The following is a 15,169-nucleotide window of genomic DNA, read 5'->3' as shown; positions in this document are numbered from 1 at the left end:
CTCTCCCGCCCCTTCCCCCTGTTCCGCCCGACCGCTGAGGAACGCCATGACCGACACCGCCTCCACCGAGCCGAGCGCCGCCCCGCACCCGGGGAGCCCGGCGGCCCCGGCCGTCCCCGCGCAGGCCGACCACCCCGCCCAGGCCCCCGCCCAGGACCCCGCGTACGGCCCGCCCGGGCTCCTCGAACGCCTCGGCTCGGCCGCCTTCGCCCGTGTCAACCGCACGCGCGAATGGCACGAACTGCCGCTTCCCCTCGGGCTGCTGAACCTCCGGGTGCTCCGCGACGACCTGCGCCGCAAGAACCTGTACGACACGTACGGCGCGGGCGGCGAGCGCCGCCGGCGTCCCACCCCCGCGCTCGCGCCCTTCCGCTCGTACGACGGCTCGGGCTACGACCCGTACGACGAGGACATGGGCCGGGTCGGCACCCGGCTCGACCGCAACGCCCCGCTGCACCTGGTCTTCCCGGACTCCGACGAGGAGCTGATGTCGCCGAGCCCGCGCGAGATCAGCAGGCAGCTGCTGGCCCGCAAGGGGTTCGTGCCCGCGCCCACCCTCAACCTGCTGGCCGCCGCCTGGATCCAGTTCGAGAACCACGGCTGGGCCAACCACGGCGACAACGAGGAGGCCGAGCCGTTCACCGTACCGCTCGCCGGGGACGACGACTGGGCCGAGCAGGGCGGCAGCTGCCCGATGCGCGTGAACCGCACCCGCCCCGACCCGGTCGCGCACACCTCGGCGGACGTGCCGCCCACGTACGAGAACACCGTCACGCACTGGTGGGACGGCTCGCAGATCTACGGCTCCGACGAGGCCCGCTGCCGGGCGCTGCGCACGGGCGAGCACGGGCGGCTGATCATCGAGGACGGGCGGCTTCCCTCCGACCCGCGGCCCGGGCAGTCCTGCCTGGACTGGACGGGCATGAACAGCGACTACTGGGCCGGTCTGTCGCTGCTGCACACGCTCTTCGCCAAGGAGCACAACGCGATCTGCGACTACCTGCGCGCCCACTACCCGACCTGGGACGACGAGCGGCTCTTCCACACCGCGCGGCTGGTCAACACCGCGCTGATGGCGAAGATCCACACGGTGGAGTGGACGCCGGGCATCCTCGACACCCCGGTGCTGCGCCGCGCGATGGACGCCAACTGGTACGGGGTGCTGCCGCGCTGGGTCAGCCGGACGTACGGGCGCGTCGGCAAGGGCGAGATGCTCAGCGGGATCCTCGGCTCCCCGACGGACCACCACGCGGCGCCGTTCTCGATGACGGAGGAGTTCGTCTCCGCGTACCGGCTGCACCCGCTGATCCCCGACGAGCTGGCCGTACGGGAGCACCGCGGGGGCGCCGTGCGCGCGCGGATCGGCTTCGAGGACATGCAGGGCGCGACCACCCGTACGGCGGTCGACGCGTACGGCATGAGCGACCTCTTCTACAGTTTCGGCACGGCCCACCCCGGGGCCCTCGTGCTGCACAACCACCCCGGCGCGCTGCGCAATCTGGCCCGGCTCACCGGCGAGCACATCGACCTGGGCACGGTCGACGTCCTGCGCGACCGCGAGCGCGGGGTCCCCCGCTACAACGCGTACCGGCAGATGCTGCGCAAGCGCCCGGTCACCTCCTTCGAGGAGCTGACCGGCGGTCATCCGGGTGACACTCCGCTGCTGAGGGAGCTGTACGACGGGCGCCTCGACCGGGTGGACACGCTGGTCGGCAATCTCGCCGAGCCGCGGCCGGCCGGGTTCGGCTTCAGCGACTCGCTGTTCCGGATCTTCATCCTGATGGCGAGCAGGCGGCTGAAGAGCGACCGCTTCTTCACCACCGACTACCGGCCGGAGGTGTACACGGCGGAGGGTCTGGAGTGGGTGGACCGGGGCGGCATGGTCTCGGTCCTGCTGCGCCACCACCCCGAACTGGCCCCGGCTCTCGACGGTGTGACCAATGCCTTCGCCCCCTGGCGGGCGCTGTGACGGGCGTTCCCGCGCCGCGTGCGGGGCAGCGGGCGCGGCGGTACGAGCCCGCGGAGGGACTGCGGGCGCACTCCGCGGCGCTGCTGCGGCAGGCGGAACGGCTGCGGGCGGGGGCCGCGGCGCTGGACTGGAAGGGGCCGCAGGCCGAGGCCTTCCGGTGGCGGGTCGAGGCCCTGGCCGACCGCTGCGCGACGGCGGCGGACGGTCTGGCCCGCTCCGCGGAGCAGCTGGACGCGGCCGTACGCCCGCGCTGACGGCCGGGGCCCGGCTCCGCCCGCGGACCGGGCCCTCGTGCCCCTCACCGCTTCCGCGCCCCGTCCACCACCTCGCGCACCGCGTCCGCGACCAGCCGCGGCCGCTCGACCGCGATGCCGTGGCCGCTGTCGGTGTCGGTGATGTGCCGGGCGTGGAGCGCGCGGGCGAGGTCGTCCTGGGCGGCGAGCCAGGCCGGCCAGGTCGATCCGCTGTTTCCGACCGCGAGGTCCCACGGTCTGTCGGAGGTCAGCACGGCGGCGGGCAGCGGGTGCGGCATCGGGGGCGCGCCGCGGATCTCGGCCACGGAGGCCTCGTAGTCGGGCACTTCGAGGCCCTTGCCCCGGTCCATCGCCTCGATCTTGTGCATCCAGTCCGACCACTGGGCCGGTGTCAGGGTGTCGCGCAGGTACGGTGACGCGCCGTCGACGGTGACGAGGCCGGACACCCGGGGGAAGTCGGTGCGTGCGAAGAGTTCGGCGATCATCGCCCCCCAGGATGCGCCGACCAGCACGAACGGCCCGTGCTCGCCGGCGGCGGACAGCACCGCCCGCAGGTCCCGCACCCCCGCCTGCGCGGTGGTGGGCTGGGACACCGGGGTCGAGGAGGTCGGCTTTCCGTCGGCCCGGGTGGTCCCGGGGCGGTCGTAGGCGCAGACCCGCGTGAATGAGGCGACCGTCGGAAGCACCGCCGCCGCACTGGGTTCCAGGCCGGCCGCGGGGGCGGCGGGGTCCACGACATGGGTCCACTCGTCCCCGGCCCCGCCCGTCCCGGAGACGAGCACGACGGTCGGGGACCCGGTTCCCCGGCACTCCAGCCATAGGCGGCGGCCGCCGCCGATGGGCACCGGGCGGGAGGGATCCCCGGAGGCGCCGCCCGGGGACACGGTCGCCGCAGGAGAGGCCGCCGGCGTAGGCGTGGCCCTGGTCGCGGCCGGACCGCCGCCCGCGGCGAGCGCGAGAGTCGCCACGACGGTGACCGCACCGGCCAGGAACCGGCCTCCTCCGGACACCCGCCCAGTGTCACACCCTGCCGTGACCGGGGCGATCGGGCCCGGCCGCGGCGAGCGCCTCGGCGACGAGGCGCCGCAGGTGGTCGTCGGTCAGGGCGTAGACCACGCGGCGGCCCTCCTTGCGGGTGGTCACCAGCCCCGACATCCGCAGCCGGGCGAGGTGCTGGCTGACGGCCGGCCGGGCGGCCCCCACCGCCGCGACCAGGGTGGCGACATCGGCTTCTGCCGAGGCCAGGGTGTGCAGGAGAGCGAGGCGGGTGCGGTCGGCCAGCAGGCCCAGGATCGCGGCCGCGGCGTCGAAGGCCTGCGGGCCGGGTTCTTGCGGGTGCGAACCCTGCGCAGGTGATAGGTGCATGCGTGCGCTCATACGCACATAATAGGCGGGTGGACGCGCGCGTCCACCGTCCCCCGTCGTCCTCGTCGAAAGCGAGCACGCTGTGAGCCACCACCACGAGCACCACGACGGGCCGCTCCGGGCCCGGCTGCGACGCCGGCTTCCGCACCGGCTCGGCCGTGTGGCGCACGCCTTCACCCCGCACAGCCACGAGCCGTCGGCCAAGGTCGACCCGGCAATGGAGACCTCCCGGCAGGGCATGCGCACGCTGTGGCTGTCCCTGGGCGTCCTGGGCCTCACCACGGCGATCCAGGCCGGCGTCGTCGCCCTCTCCGGGTCGGTGGCCCTGCTCGGCGACACCGTCCACAACGCCGCCGACGCGCTGACCGCCGTCCCCCTCGGCATCGCGTTCGTCCTCGGGCGGCGCGCGGCCGACCGCCGCTACACATACGGCTACGGCCGTGCCGAGGACCTGGCCGGCATCGTGGTCGTGCTGACCATCGCGGCCTCCTGCGCCCTCGCCGCGTACCAGGCCGTGGACCGGCTCCTGCACCCCCGCGAGATCGGCCAGCTCTGGGCGGTCGCGGGCGCCGCTGTGGTCGGCTTCCTCGGCAACGAGTGGGTGGCCCGGCAGCGGATCCGCACCGGCCGCCGGATCGGCTCCGCGGCGCTCGTCGCCGACGGACTGCACGCCCGTACGGACGGGTTCACCTCCCTCGCCGTCCTGCTGGGCGCGGGCGGCGCCGCGATCGGCTGGAAGAGCGCCGACCCGATCGTCGGCCTGCTCATCACCGCGGCCATCCTCGTGGTGGTGCGCGACGCCGCGCGCGAGGTCTGCCGACGGCTCATGGACTCGGTCGATCCGGCCCTGGTCGACACCGCGCACGGCGCGCTGCTCGGCGTGCCCGGTGTACGGGCCACCGGACAGGTCCGCATGCGGTGGATCGGGCACGCGCTGCGGGCCGAAGCGGACATCGTCGTCGATGCGCACCTCACGGTGGTGCAGGCGCACGCCCTGGCCGTCGAGGCCGAACACGCCCTGATCCACGCCGCCCCCCGGCTGACCGCGGCCACCGTGCACATCGACCACACCGCCGGCCACGAGGACCCGCACGCCGCCCTGGCCCACCACGTCGGCCGGACGGGCTGACGGCGGCCGGAGGCGGAATCCTGACGGGCCCTTGACGCCGGAGCCGGGAGCGCGTCAGCGGCGTGTATGGAGTGGGCCGTTTCCCGTCAAGGTGGCGTCAGGGACCGGCGCGAGGAGCCCGCGCACGGGGATAGCTTCGGAGTCGCGCCCCGCACTGCCTCCCCGCACTCGGGGCGCCACCAGTCGCCTCTTGCGGTTCCTCAGGGAGGGCCCCATGTGTCTGTTCCGGTACGAAGACGATCCCGAGCCCGAGGAACGGGTCCCGGCCGGACTCCTGTACGTGCCCGTCCGGCCGGGAAGGGGAGCGGAGGCGGTGATCCGCCTGTTCCGCACTCCGCTGGGCGCCCGTACGGCCGTCGGCTTCACGCGCACGGACCTGCTGGCAGCCACCCTCGGTGAGGACCAGGACTGCATCCGGCTGTCGGAGTCCGTGCTGCGGGAGCTGTGCGCGCCGCTCGGCGCGGATCTGCTCACCGTCGACCCGACGCTGTCGGCTCCGGCGGCCGCTCCGGCCTCTCCTGCCGCCGCGGCGGCTCCGCACCGACCGGGCCGGCTCCCGGCCCAGGCCGCCTGAGGGGAGGAGTCCCATGACCACCGTCACCCTGTCCGAGATCGCCGCGGACTCCGCGGACGAGCTGTCCGTCTGGCCCGCCTCGACGACCCGGCTGCCGCACGGGGGCCTCGCCGTCGGCGGGGTCCCGCTGACCGAGATCGCCGACCGCTTCGACACCCCGGCGTACGTACTGGACGAGGGCGAGGTGCGAGCGCGCTGCCGCACCTACCGCGACACCTTCCCGGACGCCGAAGTGCTCTACGCCGCCAAGGCCTTCCTCTCCCGCGCCATGGTCCACTGGGTCGCCGAGGAGGGCCTCGGACTCGACGTCTGCTCGGCGGGCGAACTCGAACTCGCCGTCACCGCCGGATTCCCGCCGGAGCGGATCCTCCTGCACGGGAACGCCAAGTCGCCCCGCGACATCGAGACCGCCCTGCGGCTCGGCGTGGGCCGGATCGTCATCGACAGCCCGTCCGAGATCGCCCGCCTCGCCGCGGCCGTCGGCCCGGGAGGGCACCAGAAGGTCCTGGTCCGCGTCGTCCCCGGCATCTCGGCCGGCGGCCACGAGAAGATCCGTACCGGCACCGACGGCCAGAAGTTCGGGCTGTCCCTCACGGACGGCTCCGCACAGCACGCCGTCACCCGCCTGCTCGGCCAGCCTCAGCTCGAACTCGTGGGGCTGCACTGCCACATCGGCTCCCAGATCACCGACGTGAAGCCGTACCTGACGGCGGTGCGCCGCGTGGTCGGCCTGATGGCCCGTATCCGCGACGCGCACGGCGTCACCCTCCCCGAGCTCGACATGGGCGGCGGCCACGGCATCGCGTACTGCCCGGGTGTACCCGCGCTCGACCTCACGGCCCTGGCCGGCCGGCTGCGCGCCGAGCTCGTGGAGAGCTGCGCCGGGGCAGGACTGCCCGTGCCCCGGCTCGCCATCGAGCCGGGCCGGGCGATCGCCGGTCCGGCGGGCGTGGCCCTGTACCGGGTGCTCGCGGTGAAGCGCACCGGGGACCTGGTGTTCGTGGCCGTGGACGGCGGAATGAGCGACAACCCGCGGCCTGCGCTGTACGGGGTGCGGTACGCGCCCCGCCTGATCGGCCGCCGTTCCGCCGCCGGGTCCTGTACGGCCACGGTCGTCGGCCGGCACTGCGAGGCGGGGGACGTCCTCGCCGCCGACGTCGAACTCCCCGGCGACGTCCACCCCGGAGACCTCCTGGCCGTGCCGGTGGCGGGCGCCTACCAGCTGTCCATGGCCTCCGGCTACAACATGGTCGGCCGTCCCCCGGTCGTCGCCGTGGACCACGGCGCGGCCCGGCTCCTCGTACGCCGCGAGACCCTGGACGACTTCCGCCGCCGGGACATCGGCGACTGAGGTCCGCCGGGGGTACCGACCGGCCCGCCGGCCGGCCGGTGCCCCCGGCTCTGGGGGGGGTGGCCGCGAAGTCCCGCCTGCCCTCCGGGCGCACGGCCCGGCTTCGCGGCCGCCCCCTGGCGGCGCCGTCACCGGCCCGATCGCCGGGAGCGGGCGTCCGGGCCACCATGGGGGGAGGTCCGTATCCACGGGGAGCCCGCCCGGGAGGCGCCGATGGTGCACAGCGATGGAGCGGCCGCGGACGTCCTGGTGGCGGGCGCCGGCCCGGTCGGTCTGACGGCCGCCGCCGAGCTGCGGCGGCGCGGGATCTCCTGCCGGATCGTCGACCGGCTCCCGGCGCGGCTGCCGTACGCCAAGGCGGTGGGGATCCAGCCGCGGACCCTGGAGATCTGGGACCGCATGGGCTTCGTCCGGGCCGCGCTGGAGGCGGCCGTCCCGATGCGCGGGCAGCTGACGTACGTGAACGGCGTGGAGCAGCCCCGGCTGGACCTGGTGCTGCCGCCCGAGGTGCCGTACCGCTTCGCCGCGCTGCCGCAGTACGAGACCGAGCGGATCATCGAGGAGTTCCTGGAGGGGTTCGGGACGCGCATCGAGCGGGGCACCGAGCTGGTGTCCTTCGTCCAGGACGCCGAGGGGGTGACCAGCCGGCTCACGACTCCCGCCGGGGAGGAGGAAGTCCGCACCCGGTTCCTGGTGGGCTGCGACGGGGCGCACAGCATCGTACGCAAGGGGCTCGGCCTGGCCTTCGGGGGAGGCGCCTTCCCCGAGGAGTACATGCTCGCCGACGTGGAGGTCGACTGGGACCTGCCGTACGCGTACGGGGTGCGGGCGATGCACCACGACGCCCGGGGCGCCGTCGACGACGTACTGGTGTGCATCCCGTTGCCGGGCGACCGCCGCTACCGGGTGTCGATGATGGTGCCGCCCGAGCTCTCCGCCGCTCCCCCGCCGGGCGGTGACGCCGTGCTGCACGGCCTGGAGGGCGGCCGGGCCCCCGAACTCGGGCACGTCCAGGCGGTGCTGGACCGGCTGTCCCCGCAGCCCACGACGGCGTCGGCCATGCGCTGGTCGTCGGTGTTCCGGATCAGCCACCGGCTGGTGGACCGGTACGGGGAGGGGCGCGTCTTCGTGGCCGGGGACGCGGCGCACATCCACCCGCCGACCGGGGCGCAGGGCATGAACACCGGGATCCAGGACGCCTGGAACCTCGCCTGGAAGCTGGCGCTGGCCGTGCGGGGCGCCGGGTCTCCAGGGCTGCTCGCGAGCTACGACGCCGAGCGCCGGCCGGTGGGCGAGGAGGTCGTGGGCCGTACGGTCCGACAGGCCGCCGAGGGTGTCCAGGCCGATCCGGAGGACGCGGACACGCTGATGATGCGCCAGGCCCAGCTGCTGGTCGGCTACCGCGGCAGCCCCCTCGTACGGGCGGCGGGGCCGGAGGACTCCGACGGGCCCGGGCCGCGGCCCGGGGACCGGGCGCCGGACTGCGGCGGGCTCTCCGGGCACATCGCTGCCTATCCGATGCGGCTGTACGACCTGCTGCGCGGCCGCGAGCACATGCTGCTGCTGTACGGGCCCGGCCCGGCGCTGGACGGCCTCGCCGAGCTCACCTCCGCGGTACGGGGCTTCGCGACGGGCCGGGTCGGGGTGTGCGCGATCCTTGCCGAGGCCGAGCCCGGGGCGGCGGCCGACCGGGGGGCGGGGCTGCCCGTGTACCGGGACGGCCGGGGCGAGTTCGCCCGGATGTACGGGGTGCGGGAACCGGCGGCCTTCGTGGTCCGGCCGGACGGCTACCTCGGCGCCAGGCTGTGCCCGCCGACGGTCTCGGGGCTGGCCGCCCACTTCTCGCAGGTGTTCGCGAGCTGAGCGGGCTCGCCCGACCCCTCGGCTCCCGTGAACCCCTTGGCGAGCAGCCGGATCGCCAGGCCCACCTCCCAGGCGAACACCGGGAGCGCTGCGAGCGTTCCGGCGTCCGAGACCTGCTCGTACAGGCCGAACAGGACGGCGGTCGCCGAGGCGCAGATCAGCGCGCCGCCAATGAGCCCCAGCGCAGCGAGGGGCCGCGGTACGAGCCGTGAGCGGTACATCAGGCAGGCCAGCACGAGGGTGTTCGCGCCGAGGACGAAGTTGGGCCCGAGGAGGAAGGTCCGGTCGTGGATCGCCACGAGGGCGTCGGCGGCCGTGACGAGCGAGGCGGCGTCGCCGCCCGGCGCTCCCGCGGATTCCCGGCGCAGCGTCACCACCGACAGCACGCTGATGATGCCCACGACGATGACGGCGGCTTCCAGCAGCCGCCCGCAGACGTAGCCGAGCGCGGCGCCCTCGTTCTGCCTCTTGACCACCGGGTACAGGGCGACCCCGGTGCCGATGACGGCCAGTGCGAGGACGAGCTCGCACAGTGCCCCGAGGAACACCCGGGTGTCGGCGCCGGGGCCGAGGACGTAGCCGGTGTCGTGCAGCACGGGGCCGTACAGCACGAGCCCGCCGATCGCGGCGACCTCGGTGACGAGGAACAACACACCTGTGACGACCGCGGTCTTTCGGGTCGAACCCATGCGGAACCACTCCCTCTTGAGAGGTGTACGGCGTACACCTGAGACACACGGTAGGTGTACGCCGTACACTCGTCAAGCCGGGAAACCACGACGAGGGAGCCGATCGAGATGACCCCCCGACCGGAGGCGGCGCCCCGGGCGCCGCTGAGCAGGGACCGGGTGCTGCGCGCCGCCGTCGAGCTGGCCGACGGCACCGGGATCGAGGCGCTGAGCATGCGACGGCTCGCCCAGGAGCTGGGCGTCGTGCCGATGGCGCTCTACAAGCACGTCGCCAACAAGGAGCAGCTCCTGGACGGCATGGTGGAGGCCGTCGTGAGCGAGATCGATCCCCCGGCCCGCGGATCCGACTGGCAGGGCGCGGTCCGCCGGCGGATCCTGTCGGCGCGCGCGGCCCTGCTCGGGCACCCCTGGGCGGCCCAGGTGATCCGCTCGCGCAGCGGGCCGACCCCGGCGGTGCTCGCGTACCTGGACTCGGTGATCGGCATGCTCCGCGCCGGGGGCCTCTCCGTCGACCTCACCCACCACGCGATGCACGCGCTGGGCGGCCGCGTCCTCGGCTTCACCCAGGAGGTGTTCGACGCCGCCCCGGACCCGGATCCCGCGAGGCCTCCGGCGATGCCCGCGGAGGCCGCCGCGGCCTACCCCCACGTCGCGGAGCTGGCGATGGCCGCGGCCCACGACGGGGACTCCGTCGTGGGCGGCGGCTGTGACGACCGGTTCGAGTTCGAGTTCGCGCTGGACCTGCTCCTGGACGGCTTCGAGCGCCTCAGGCGGCAGGGCTGGTCGTCAGGCGCCCGGCGAGCCGGGGATGGCCTGATCGCGTAGGCTCGGCCAATGGCCAAGTACTTCGACGTGCACCCCGAGAACCCCCAGCAGCGCACCATCGGCAGTGTCGCTGACAGCATCCGCTCCGGCGCGCTCGTCGCGTACCCGACGGACTCCTGCTACGCGCTGGGCTGCCAGCTCGGCAACCGTGACGGCCTCGCCCGGATCCGGTCCATCCGCAACCTCGACGACCGCCACCACTTCACCCTGGTGTGCCAGGACTTCGCCCAGCTGGGCCAGCTCGTGCAGATCGACAACGACGTGTTCCGCGCGATCAAGGCATCCACGCCCGGCAGTTACACCTTCATCCTCCCCGCCACGAAGGAAGTGCCGCGCCAGCTGCTGCACCCCAAGAAGAAGACGGTCGGCGTGCGCATCCCCGACCACGCGGTGACGCAGGCCCTGCTCGCCGAGCTGGGCGAGCCGCTGCTGTCGAGCACCCTGCTCCTGCCCGACGAGCCGGAGCCGCTGACGCAGGGCTGGGAGATCAAGGAGCGGCTCGACTACCTGGTGGACATCGTGGTCGACTCGGGCGAGTGCGGGACCGAGCCGACCACCGTCATCGACTTCTCCGGCGGCGAGGCCGAGATCGTCCGGCGCGGGGCGGGCGACGCCACGCGGTTCGAGTGACGGAGCCCGGCGCCACCCGCCTGCCGCAGGACCGGACCCGCATCCGGATCCGGGTCACGCGGCGGGTGGATCGGCCGGCCGGGGCTCGCCCCCGCGGCGCACCAGACCGTACGCCCAGCGCTCGTTCAGGCCGGCGAGGAAGCCGACGCTGCCCCAGAAGAACCAGGCCTTGATCAGGGCCTGGTGGCCGGCCGCGGAGAGCGGGACCGGCCCGCACATGTCCTCGGGGGCGGCCGGCGGGGTGAGCAGGGTGAGGATGCCGCCGTTGATGAGCAGGAAGAGCGAGCTGGCCAGGAACCAGCCGACCACCACGCGGTACCAGCCCTCCTGACGCATCATCCGGGCGAGCTGCACCGGATCCGCGGGGATGTCGGCGGGCTCCGAGCGGCCGGGAGCCGGCCGGATCAGCTGGTAGGCGTCGCGCAGCCGGATGATCACACTGAAGACCGCGCCCATCGCCCCGCCCGCGAAGCAGACCAGGGAGTCCATCAGGATCAGCTCTTCGGGGCAGCCGATGGCCGCGTGGAACAGCGGCGGCAGGAACCGGCCGGCGAGCAGGGCCAGTACGAGCACCACGGGGCTGAGGACGATGCCGAAGGCGAGGCCCGTGTTGAGTCCGCGCCCGCCGGCGAGCGCCGCGTCGGCCGCGAGCCGCTGGGCGGCTCCGTCGGCCTCGGCCCGGAGGCGGCCGGTTCCGGTTCCTGCCGCTGCTCCTGTTCCGGTTCCCGCTCCGGGCGGGCGCCCGGCGGGGCCTGCCGAGGTCTCGCGGATGCCGGCGCGTACGGCGGCCTCCAGGGCGCGGCACACGGCCTCACCCGTACGCCGCTCGAAGGCGCGCTGCGCGGCCGCGTGGAGGCGCTCGACCCGGTCCAGCTGCAGCGGCTCCGCCTCCCTCAGACGCTGGAGGCCGGGGGCTTCCTCGGCGAGGCCGAGGGCCTCGGCCGGCGTCCGCGGCTCGACGGGACCCGCGGCGCCGAACAACCAGGCTCCGATCGCGCCGGTCCCGCCCCTGCGCCTTTCATCCATCCGCATCCCCCTTGATCCCAGGGGAAGTTGTACCGTCCCATCCGTCCGGGCGGAACCCCCGGCCCGCGGCCTCGCACGGGCCTGGAGCCGCCGGACGGTGTGCGGACGGACGGATCAGCAGCCGAAGTCGACCTTGCGGAACGAGGCGTAGTGGTCGGAGGTGTAGTAGTCCTCCTCCCACTGCTGTCCGGTGATGATCCGGCGCGCTCCGCGCGTCGGCGAGCCCGGGGTGATGACGGTGTACTCGTGGTAGTAGCCGCTGCCGTGGGTCGGCAGCAGCCGCTCGCGGTTCTGGAAGACGACGCCGTCCTGGGAATAGGGGAACGGGCCGCCCCGGTCGATGAGATCGAGGGTGTCGTGCGCCTGCGACGGCAGCGCCGAGTAGCAGACGTGTCCGACCGCGGCCGCCGCGGCGGCCACGGCGGAGACGGGGGCCGAGGTGGGAACGGGAGCCGCCGAGGCGGCCGGTCCGGTGAGGAGTGCGCCGGCGACCGCTGCGGCGCCGACGAGGGTCACGAAGCGTGGGGGGATTCTCATGCGGCCCATGATGACGCGCGTAGAGCAGCCACCGTCAACGCCAACTGCCTTGCGTTCCATGCCTGTTCACCCGCCGTGGACGGCACTTGGCACGGATGTCGGCGGCTCGTAAGCCGGACGCATCCCGGGGCGGCGAGACGGCGGTGGCAAGATGATCGTCAGTCGACCGAGAGAGGTGCCGCACCATGGCCGTCGTCCACCGGACCACGATGACCCCGGGCAAGCTGGAGCTGCTCGCTTCCTGGCTTCCCGCCCAGCCCTGGTACCAGGACCCCGGCTCGGGGCGTGCCCCGCAGCCGGACAGGGCCGGAGGCTTCCGGCTCGACGACCCGCAGGGCGAGGTGGGGATCGAGTTCATGGCGATCCGCGACGATGCGGGAGACCGGCCGGTCACGTACCACGTGCCCCTCACGTACCGCGGCGCGCCGCTGGACGGGGCGGAACACGCCCTCATCGGCACCTCCGAGCACGGTGTGCTGGGGCGCCGGTGGATCTACGACGGGGCCCACGACCCCGTCCTGGTCGAGCGGTTGTACGCGCTCGTGCGCGGCGACGCGGAGCCGCAGGCGCAGCGCGAGAGCAATACGCCCGACCCGTCCGTCACGGGCTGGTACGCGGGGACCGGCGAGCCGGGCCCGGTCACGATCCTCGGCGTGTCCGCCGGACCGGAGACGACCGACGTGCTCGTGCAGACCCCGGCCGGGAAGCAGAACCTCTGCGTCCGGCGGATCCTGCGGCCCGCACCAGCCGGGGAGGACACCGCCGAGCAGCCGCTGGGGCACGTCACGGCGGAGTGGACGCTGCCGGACGCCACCTCGGTGCGCGGCCCGTACGCCGTCGTCCGCGCGTAGGCCCCGCCCGGGCCGCACCGGGCCGGGCCCGGGCCGCGCCCGGGCCCGGCCTCGGCGCGCGGGCGGCGCGCACCGACCGCTGCGCGCATCATGGGAGGTGGGAAAGGCCCCTTTCGCCCGGCAGAGGAGGGCGCGGATGAGTTCCGAGCGCTACGAGCTGGTGTTTTCCGAGGACCCGGACGAGAGCGAGGACGTCGTCGTGGTGACGGCGACCGGCCAGGCCGGGCCGGGCGGCCACCCGGTCTACGCGGACGCGACCGGCATCGTCCGTGCGGAGATCAGCGACCAGGAAGAGGTCCGCATCCTCGCCTCGGGCGGCGGCCAGAACCCGGCCCGCGTGGTCCGGGTCCGGCCCTTGTCCTGAACGCGCCCCGAACACGCGCCGGGCGGCCCCCGCAAGTGCCCGCCCGGCCGCCTGCGTTGCTCCGTCCGAGTTCTCTTGCGTGCCCGTTCGGTCGCACCGCCCGAGCGCATGATCATCATTTAGCCGCGCAATCGTTTTGATGCTCCCAACGGGCCGTGGGCGAGCTGGGAAGGCTGCGTGGCGATGTCATCGACGCACCGGGCACAAAAGGAACGACGGGTACGACGGGCCCTGGGGGCGCCGGGGAGCATGACGTGGAGCGTGGTGGCCGCCGTCACCGGCGCCGCCCTCGTCGTGGCGGCGGCCCCGGGCCGGGCGCCCGGGCAGGACGCCGCGGGCCGGCCCGCCGGCGGCCCCGACGCCGCGGTGACACTCCTCGTGGGCCGGGCCCTGGACGTGGGCGACGGCGGCATCGCCGCCCGGTGCGCGCTGGAGGCCTTCCGGGACGGCCTGTGCACCGGATGGCGGCAGCAGCGGGTACGGGCCACCTCCCGGGGAGCCGGGTCGGTCCTGCGGGGGCCCGCGTCGCGTGAGGCCGCCGGGGCGGCCCGTACGGTCGTCCTGCCCACCAACTCCGGCGGTCCGCTCGAGATCGCGCTGGCCGAGGCGGGCCGGCTCACCGATGTCACCGTCCACGACGGGCACGGGCGCTACGTGGGCGGCGAACTCGCCCCCAGGAGCCGCCACTGGACCAACACCGAGCCGCTGCGGGCCGGCGAGCTCTACACCGTGCAGGTGGGCGCCCAGGACGCGGCGGGGACCCCGGTGGGCGTCACCCTGGCCTTCCGGACCTCGCCTCCCCCGGACGAGGGCCGGCTCACCGTGGAGTTCGGGCCGCGGCCCGGCACGTACGGTGCGGGGCAGATCGTGACGGCCGCCCTGAGCCGGCCGGTTCCCGCCGCCGACCGGACCGCCCGGGCCCGGGTGGAGCGGGCGCTCCAGGTCACCTCGGAGCCGGCCGTCGAGGGCGGCTGGCACTGGGTGGACGAGTCGACGCTGCACTACCGGCCGCGGACGTACTGGCCGGCGCACGCCGAGGTGCACGTGACGAGCGGTCTCGACGGGGTCGAGGTCGGCGACCACGGCTACGGCGGCCCCTCCGGCTCCACCGAGTTCACCGTCGGGGACCGGATCGAGGCGGTCACCGACGCCGAGGCGCACGAGATGACCGTACGGCGCAACGGCAAGGCCATCCGGACGATCCCGGTGACCACCGGCAAGGCGGGGTTCCGGACCCGCAGCGGCATCAAGGTCGTGCTGGGCAAGGAGTACCAGGTCCGGATGCGCGGGGACTCCGTCGGCATCAAGCGCGGTACGAGCGAGTTCTACGACCTGCCGGTGTTCTACGCGACGAGGGTGACCTGGAGCGGCGAGTACGTGCACGCCGCTCCCTGGTCGGTCGCCTCGCAGGGCGAGGAGAACGTGAGCCACGGCTGTACGGGCATGAGCACGGCGGAGGCCGCCTGGTTCTTCGAGACCGTACGGGAGGGGGACATCGTGCAGGTGCTCAACAGCGAGGGCGAGCCGATGGCTCCGTTCGAGAACGGCTTCGGCGACTGGAACCTGGACTGGCGGGCCTGGCAGGCGGGCAGCGCCCTCGGCGCCGACGCCGCCGTCCCGGCCGCCGCCCTCCCGGCGGTGTCCCAGCACACCGCGTCCCGGCTGCGCCCGCTGACCTGACCTGACCTGACCTGAGCGGCGCGGCGCGCCGCGGCCGAGCGCCGTACCCGGCGGATCCGCCG

16 protein-coding genes are annotated in these 15,169 nt (G+C 74.5%); 11 read left to right on the top strand and 5 right to left on the bottom strand.

Annotated features, from left to right (window positions below):
- Positions 1–46 precede the first annotated feature (46 nt).
- Positions 47–1,969: a peroxidase family protein gene (locus ACFXGI_RS05565; protein ID WP_384703707.1), complete on the top strand. Its 1,923-nt coding sequence runs from the start codon at positions 47–49 to the stop codon at positions 1,967–1,969.
- A complete protein-coding gene (locus ACFXGI_RS05560; RefSeq protein ID WP_384703704.1) occupies positions 1,966–2,223 on the top strand; it encodes a hypothetical protein in 258 nt (85 codons plus the stop codon). The genes ACFXGI_RS05565 and ACFXGI_RS05560 overlap by 4 nt, the downstream gene beginning before the upstream one ends.
- 44 nt (positions 2,224–2,267) lie before the next feature.
- Here ACFXGI_RS05560 and ACFXGI_RS05555 read toward each other — a convergent pair whose 3' ends face one another.
- Both ACFXGI_RS05555 and ACFXGI_RS05550 read right to left on the bottom strand, forming a co-directional pair.
- Positions 2,268–3,233, bottom strand: coding sequence for an alpha/beta fold hydrolase (locus ACFXGI_RS05555; RefSeq protein ID WP_384703701.1), 966 nt, complete (start codon positions 3,231–3,233; stop codon positions 2,268–2,270).
- A 10-nt stretch (positions 3,234–3,243) separates the two neighbouring features.
- Complete coding sequence (locus ACFXGI_RS05550; RefSeq protein WP_384703698.1) at positions 3,244–3,600, bottom strand: ArsR/SmtB family transcription factor; 357 nt, start codon at positions 3,598–3,600, stop codon at positions 3,244–3,246.
- 70 nt (positions 3,601–3,670) lie between these two features.
- Here ACFXGI_RS05550 and ACFXGI_RS05545 point away from each other — a divergent pair, with 70 nt between their 5' ends.
- The 4 genes from ACFXGI_RS05545 (at position 3,671) to ACFXGI_RS05530 (ending at position 8,505) form a co-directional block, all read left to right on the top strand.
- Positions 3,671–4,717, top strand: a complete 1,047-nt coding sequence (locus tag ACFXGI_RS05545) for a cation diffusion facilitator family transporter (RefSeq protein WP_384703696.1) — start codon at positions 3,671–3,673, stop codon at positions 4,715–4,717.
- Between the two features lie 214 nt (positions 4,718–4,931).
- Positions 4,932–5,291, top strand: coding sequence for an SAV_915 family protein (locus ACFXGI_RS05540; protein WP_384703693.1), 360 nt, complete (start codon positions 4,932–4,934; stop codon positions 5,289–5,291).
- A gap of 13 nt (positions 5,292–5,304) precedes the next feature.
- Positions 5,305–6,642, top strand: coding sequence for a diaminopimelate decarboxylase (lysA, locus tag ACFXGI_RS05535; RefSeq protein WP_384703690.1), 1,338 nt, complete (start codon positions 5,305–5,307; stop codon positions 6,640–6,642).
- A 213-nt stretch (positions 6,643–6,855) separates the two neighbouring features.
- Positions 6,856–8,505 (top strand): FAD-dependent monooxygenase, encoded by a 1,650-nt coding sequence (locus ACFXGI_RS05530; protein ID WP_384703687.1) that lies wholly within the window; start codon positions 6,856–6,858, stop codon positions 8,503–8,505.
- On the opposite strand, the gene ACFXGI_RS05525 is transcribed toward ACFXGI_RS05530, so the two are convergent.
- Entirely contained in the window at positions 8,430–9,194 is a 765-nt protein-coding gene (locus tag ACFXGI_RS05525; RefSeq protein ID WP_384703685.1) for a DUF4386 domain-containing protein, read from the bottom strand. The genes ACFXGI_RS05530 and ACFXGI_RS05525 overlap by 76 nt on opposite strands.
- A gap of 108 nt (positions 9,195–9,302) precedes the next feature.
- Between ACFXGI_RS05525 and ACFXGI_RS05520 the strand changes: the two genes are divergently transcribed.
- Together ACFXGI_RS05520 and ACFXGI_RS05515 are read left to right on the top strand one after the other, a co-directional pair.
- Entirely contained in the window at positions 9,303–10,019 is a 717-nt protein-coding gene (locus ACFXGI_RS05520) for a TetR/AcrR family transcriptional regulator C-terminal domain-containing protein (protein WP_384703682.1), read from the top strand.
- Positions 10,020–10,028: 9 nt separating this feature from the next.
- Entirely contained in the window at positions 10,029–10,649 is a 621-nt protein-coding gene (locus ACFXGI_RS05515; protein ID WP_384703679.1) for an L-threonylcarbamoyladenylate synthase, read from the top strand.
- Positions 10,650–10,703: 54 nt separating this feature from the next.
- Here ACFXGI_RS05515 and ACFXGI_RS05510 read toward each other — a convergent pair whose 3' ends face one another.
- On the bottom strand, positions 10,704–11,675 hold the full coding sequence (locus tag ACFXGI_RS05510; RefSeq protein ID WP_384703676.1) for a hypothetical protein: 972 nt from the start codon (positions 11,673–11,675) through the stop codon (positions 10,704–10,706).
- 114 nt (positions 11,676–11,789) lie between these two features.
- Positions 11,790–12,212: a ribonuclease domain-containing protein gene (locus tag ACFXGI_RS05505; RefSeq protein WP_384703673.1), complete on the bottom strand. Its 423-nt coding sequence runs from the start codon at positions 12,210–12,212 to the stop codon at positions 11,790–11,792.
- A 185-nt stretch (positions 12,213–12,397) separates the two neighbouring features.
- Between ACFXGI_RS05505 and ACFXGI_RS05500 the strand changes: the two genes are divergently transcribed.
- The 3 genes from ACFXGI_RS05500 to ACFXGI_RS05490 all read left to right on the top strand — a co-directional run bounded on the left by ACFXGI_RS05500 (position 12,398) and on the right by ACFXGI_RS05490 (position 15,107).
- A complete protein-coding gene (locus ACFXGI_RS05500; RefSeq protein ID WP_384703670.1) occupies positions 12,398–13,063 on the top strand; it encodes a 1,4-alpha-glucan branching protein in 666 nt (221 codons plus the stop codon).
- Positions 13,064–13,199: 136 nt separating this feature from the next.
- Positions 13,200–13,427 (top strand): DUF6296 family protein, encoded by a 228-nt coding sequence (locus ACFXGI_RS05495; protein WP_384703667.1) that lies wholly within the window; start codon positions 13,200–13,202, stop codon positions 13,425–13,427.
- A 249-nt stretch (positions 13,428–13,676) separates the two neighbouring features.
- Complete coding sequence (locus ACFXGI_RS05490; protein ID WP_384703665.1) at positions 13,677–15,107, top strand: Ig-like domain-containing protein; 1,431 nt, start codon at positions 13,677–13,679, stop codon at positions 15,105–15,107.
- Positions 15,108–15,169 lie beyond the last annotated feature (62 nt).

Origin of the sequence: Streptomyces sp. NPDC059355 (assembly GCF_042752335.1) — a bacterium.
Classification (GTDB): domain Bacteria; phylum Actinomycetota; class Actinomycetes; order Streptomycetales; family Streptomycetaceae; genus Streptomyces.
The sequence above is the reverse complement of the archived record's forward strand: the minus strand, read 5'-3'. Positions and strand labels throughout refer to the sequence as shown.

Coding starts and splice junctions, on each gene's coding strand:
- ACFXGI_RS05565 (WP_384703707.1), top strand. CDS start 47: ATGACCGACACCGCCTCCACCGAGCCGAGCGCCGCCCCGCACCCGGGG.
- ACFXGI_RS05550 (WP_384703698.1), bottom strand. CDS start 3,600: ATGAGCGCACGCATGCACCTATCACCTGCGCAGGGTTCGCACCCGCAA.
- ACFXGI_RS05540 (WP_384703693.1), top strand. CDS start 4,932: ATGTGTCTGTTCCGGTACGAAGACGATCCCGAGCCCGAGGAACGGGTC.
- lysA (WP_384703690.1), top strand. CDS start 5,305: ATGACCACCGTCACCCTGTCCGAGATCGCCGCGGACTCCGCGGACGAG.
- ACFXGI_RS05530 (WP_384703687.1), top strand. CDS start 6,856: ATGGTGCACAGCGATGGAGCGGCCGCGGACGTCCTGGTGGCGGGCGCC.
- ACFXGI_RS05525 (WP_384703685.1), bottom strand. CDS start 9,194: ATGGGTTCGACCCGAAAGACCGCGGTCGTCACAGGTGTGTTGTTCCTC.
- ACFXGI_RS05520 (WP_384703682.1), top strand. CDS start 9,303: ATGACCCCCCGACCGGAGGCGGCGCCCCGGGCGCCGCTGAGCAGGGAC.
- ACFXGI_RS05515 (WP_384703679.1), top strand. CDS start 10,029: ATGGCCAAGTACTTCGACGTGCACCCCGAGAACCCCCAGCAGCGCACC.
- ACFXGI_RS05510 (WP_384703676.1), bottom strand. CDS start 11,675: ATGGATGAAAGGCGCAGGGGCGGGACCGGCGCGATCGGAGCCTGGTTG.
- ACFXGI_RS05505 (WP_384703673.1), bottom strand. CDS start 12,212: ATGAGAATCCCCCCACGCTTCGTGACCCTCGTCGGCGCCGCAGCGGTC.
- ACFXGI_RS05500 (WP_384703670.1), top strand. CDS start 12,398: ATGGCCGTCGTCCACCGGACCACGATGACCCCGGGCAAGCTGGAGCTG.
- ACFXGI_RS05495 (WP_384703667.1), top strand. CDS start 13,200: ATGAGTTCCGAGCGCTACGAGCTGGTGTTTTCCGAGGACCCGGACGAG.
- ACFXGI_RS05490 (WP_384703665.1), top strand. CDS start 13,677: ATGACGTGGAGCGTGGTGGCCGCCGTCACCGGCGCCGCCCTCGTCGTG.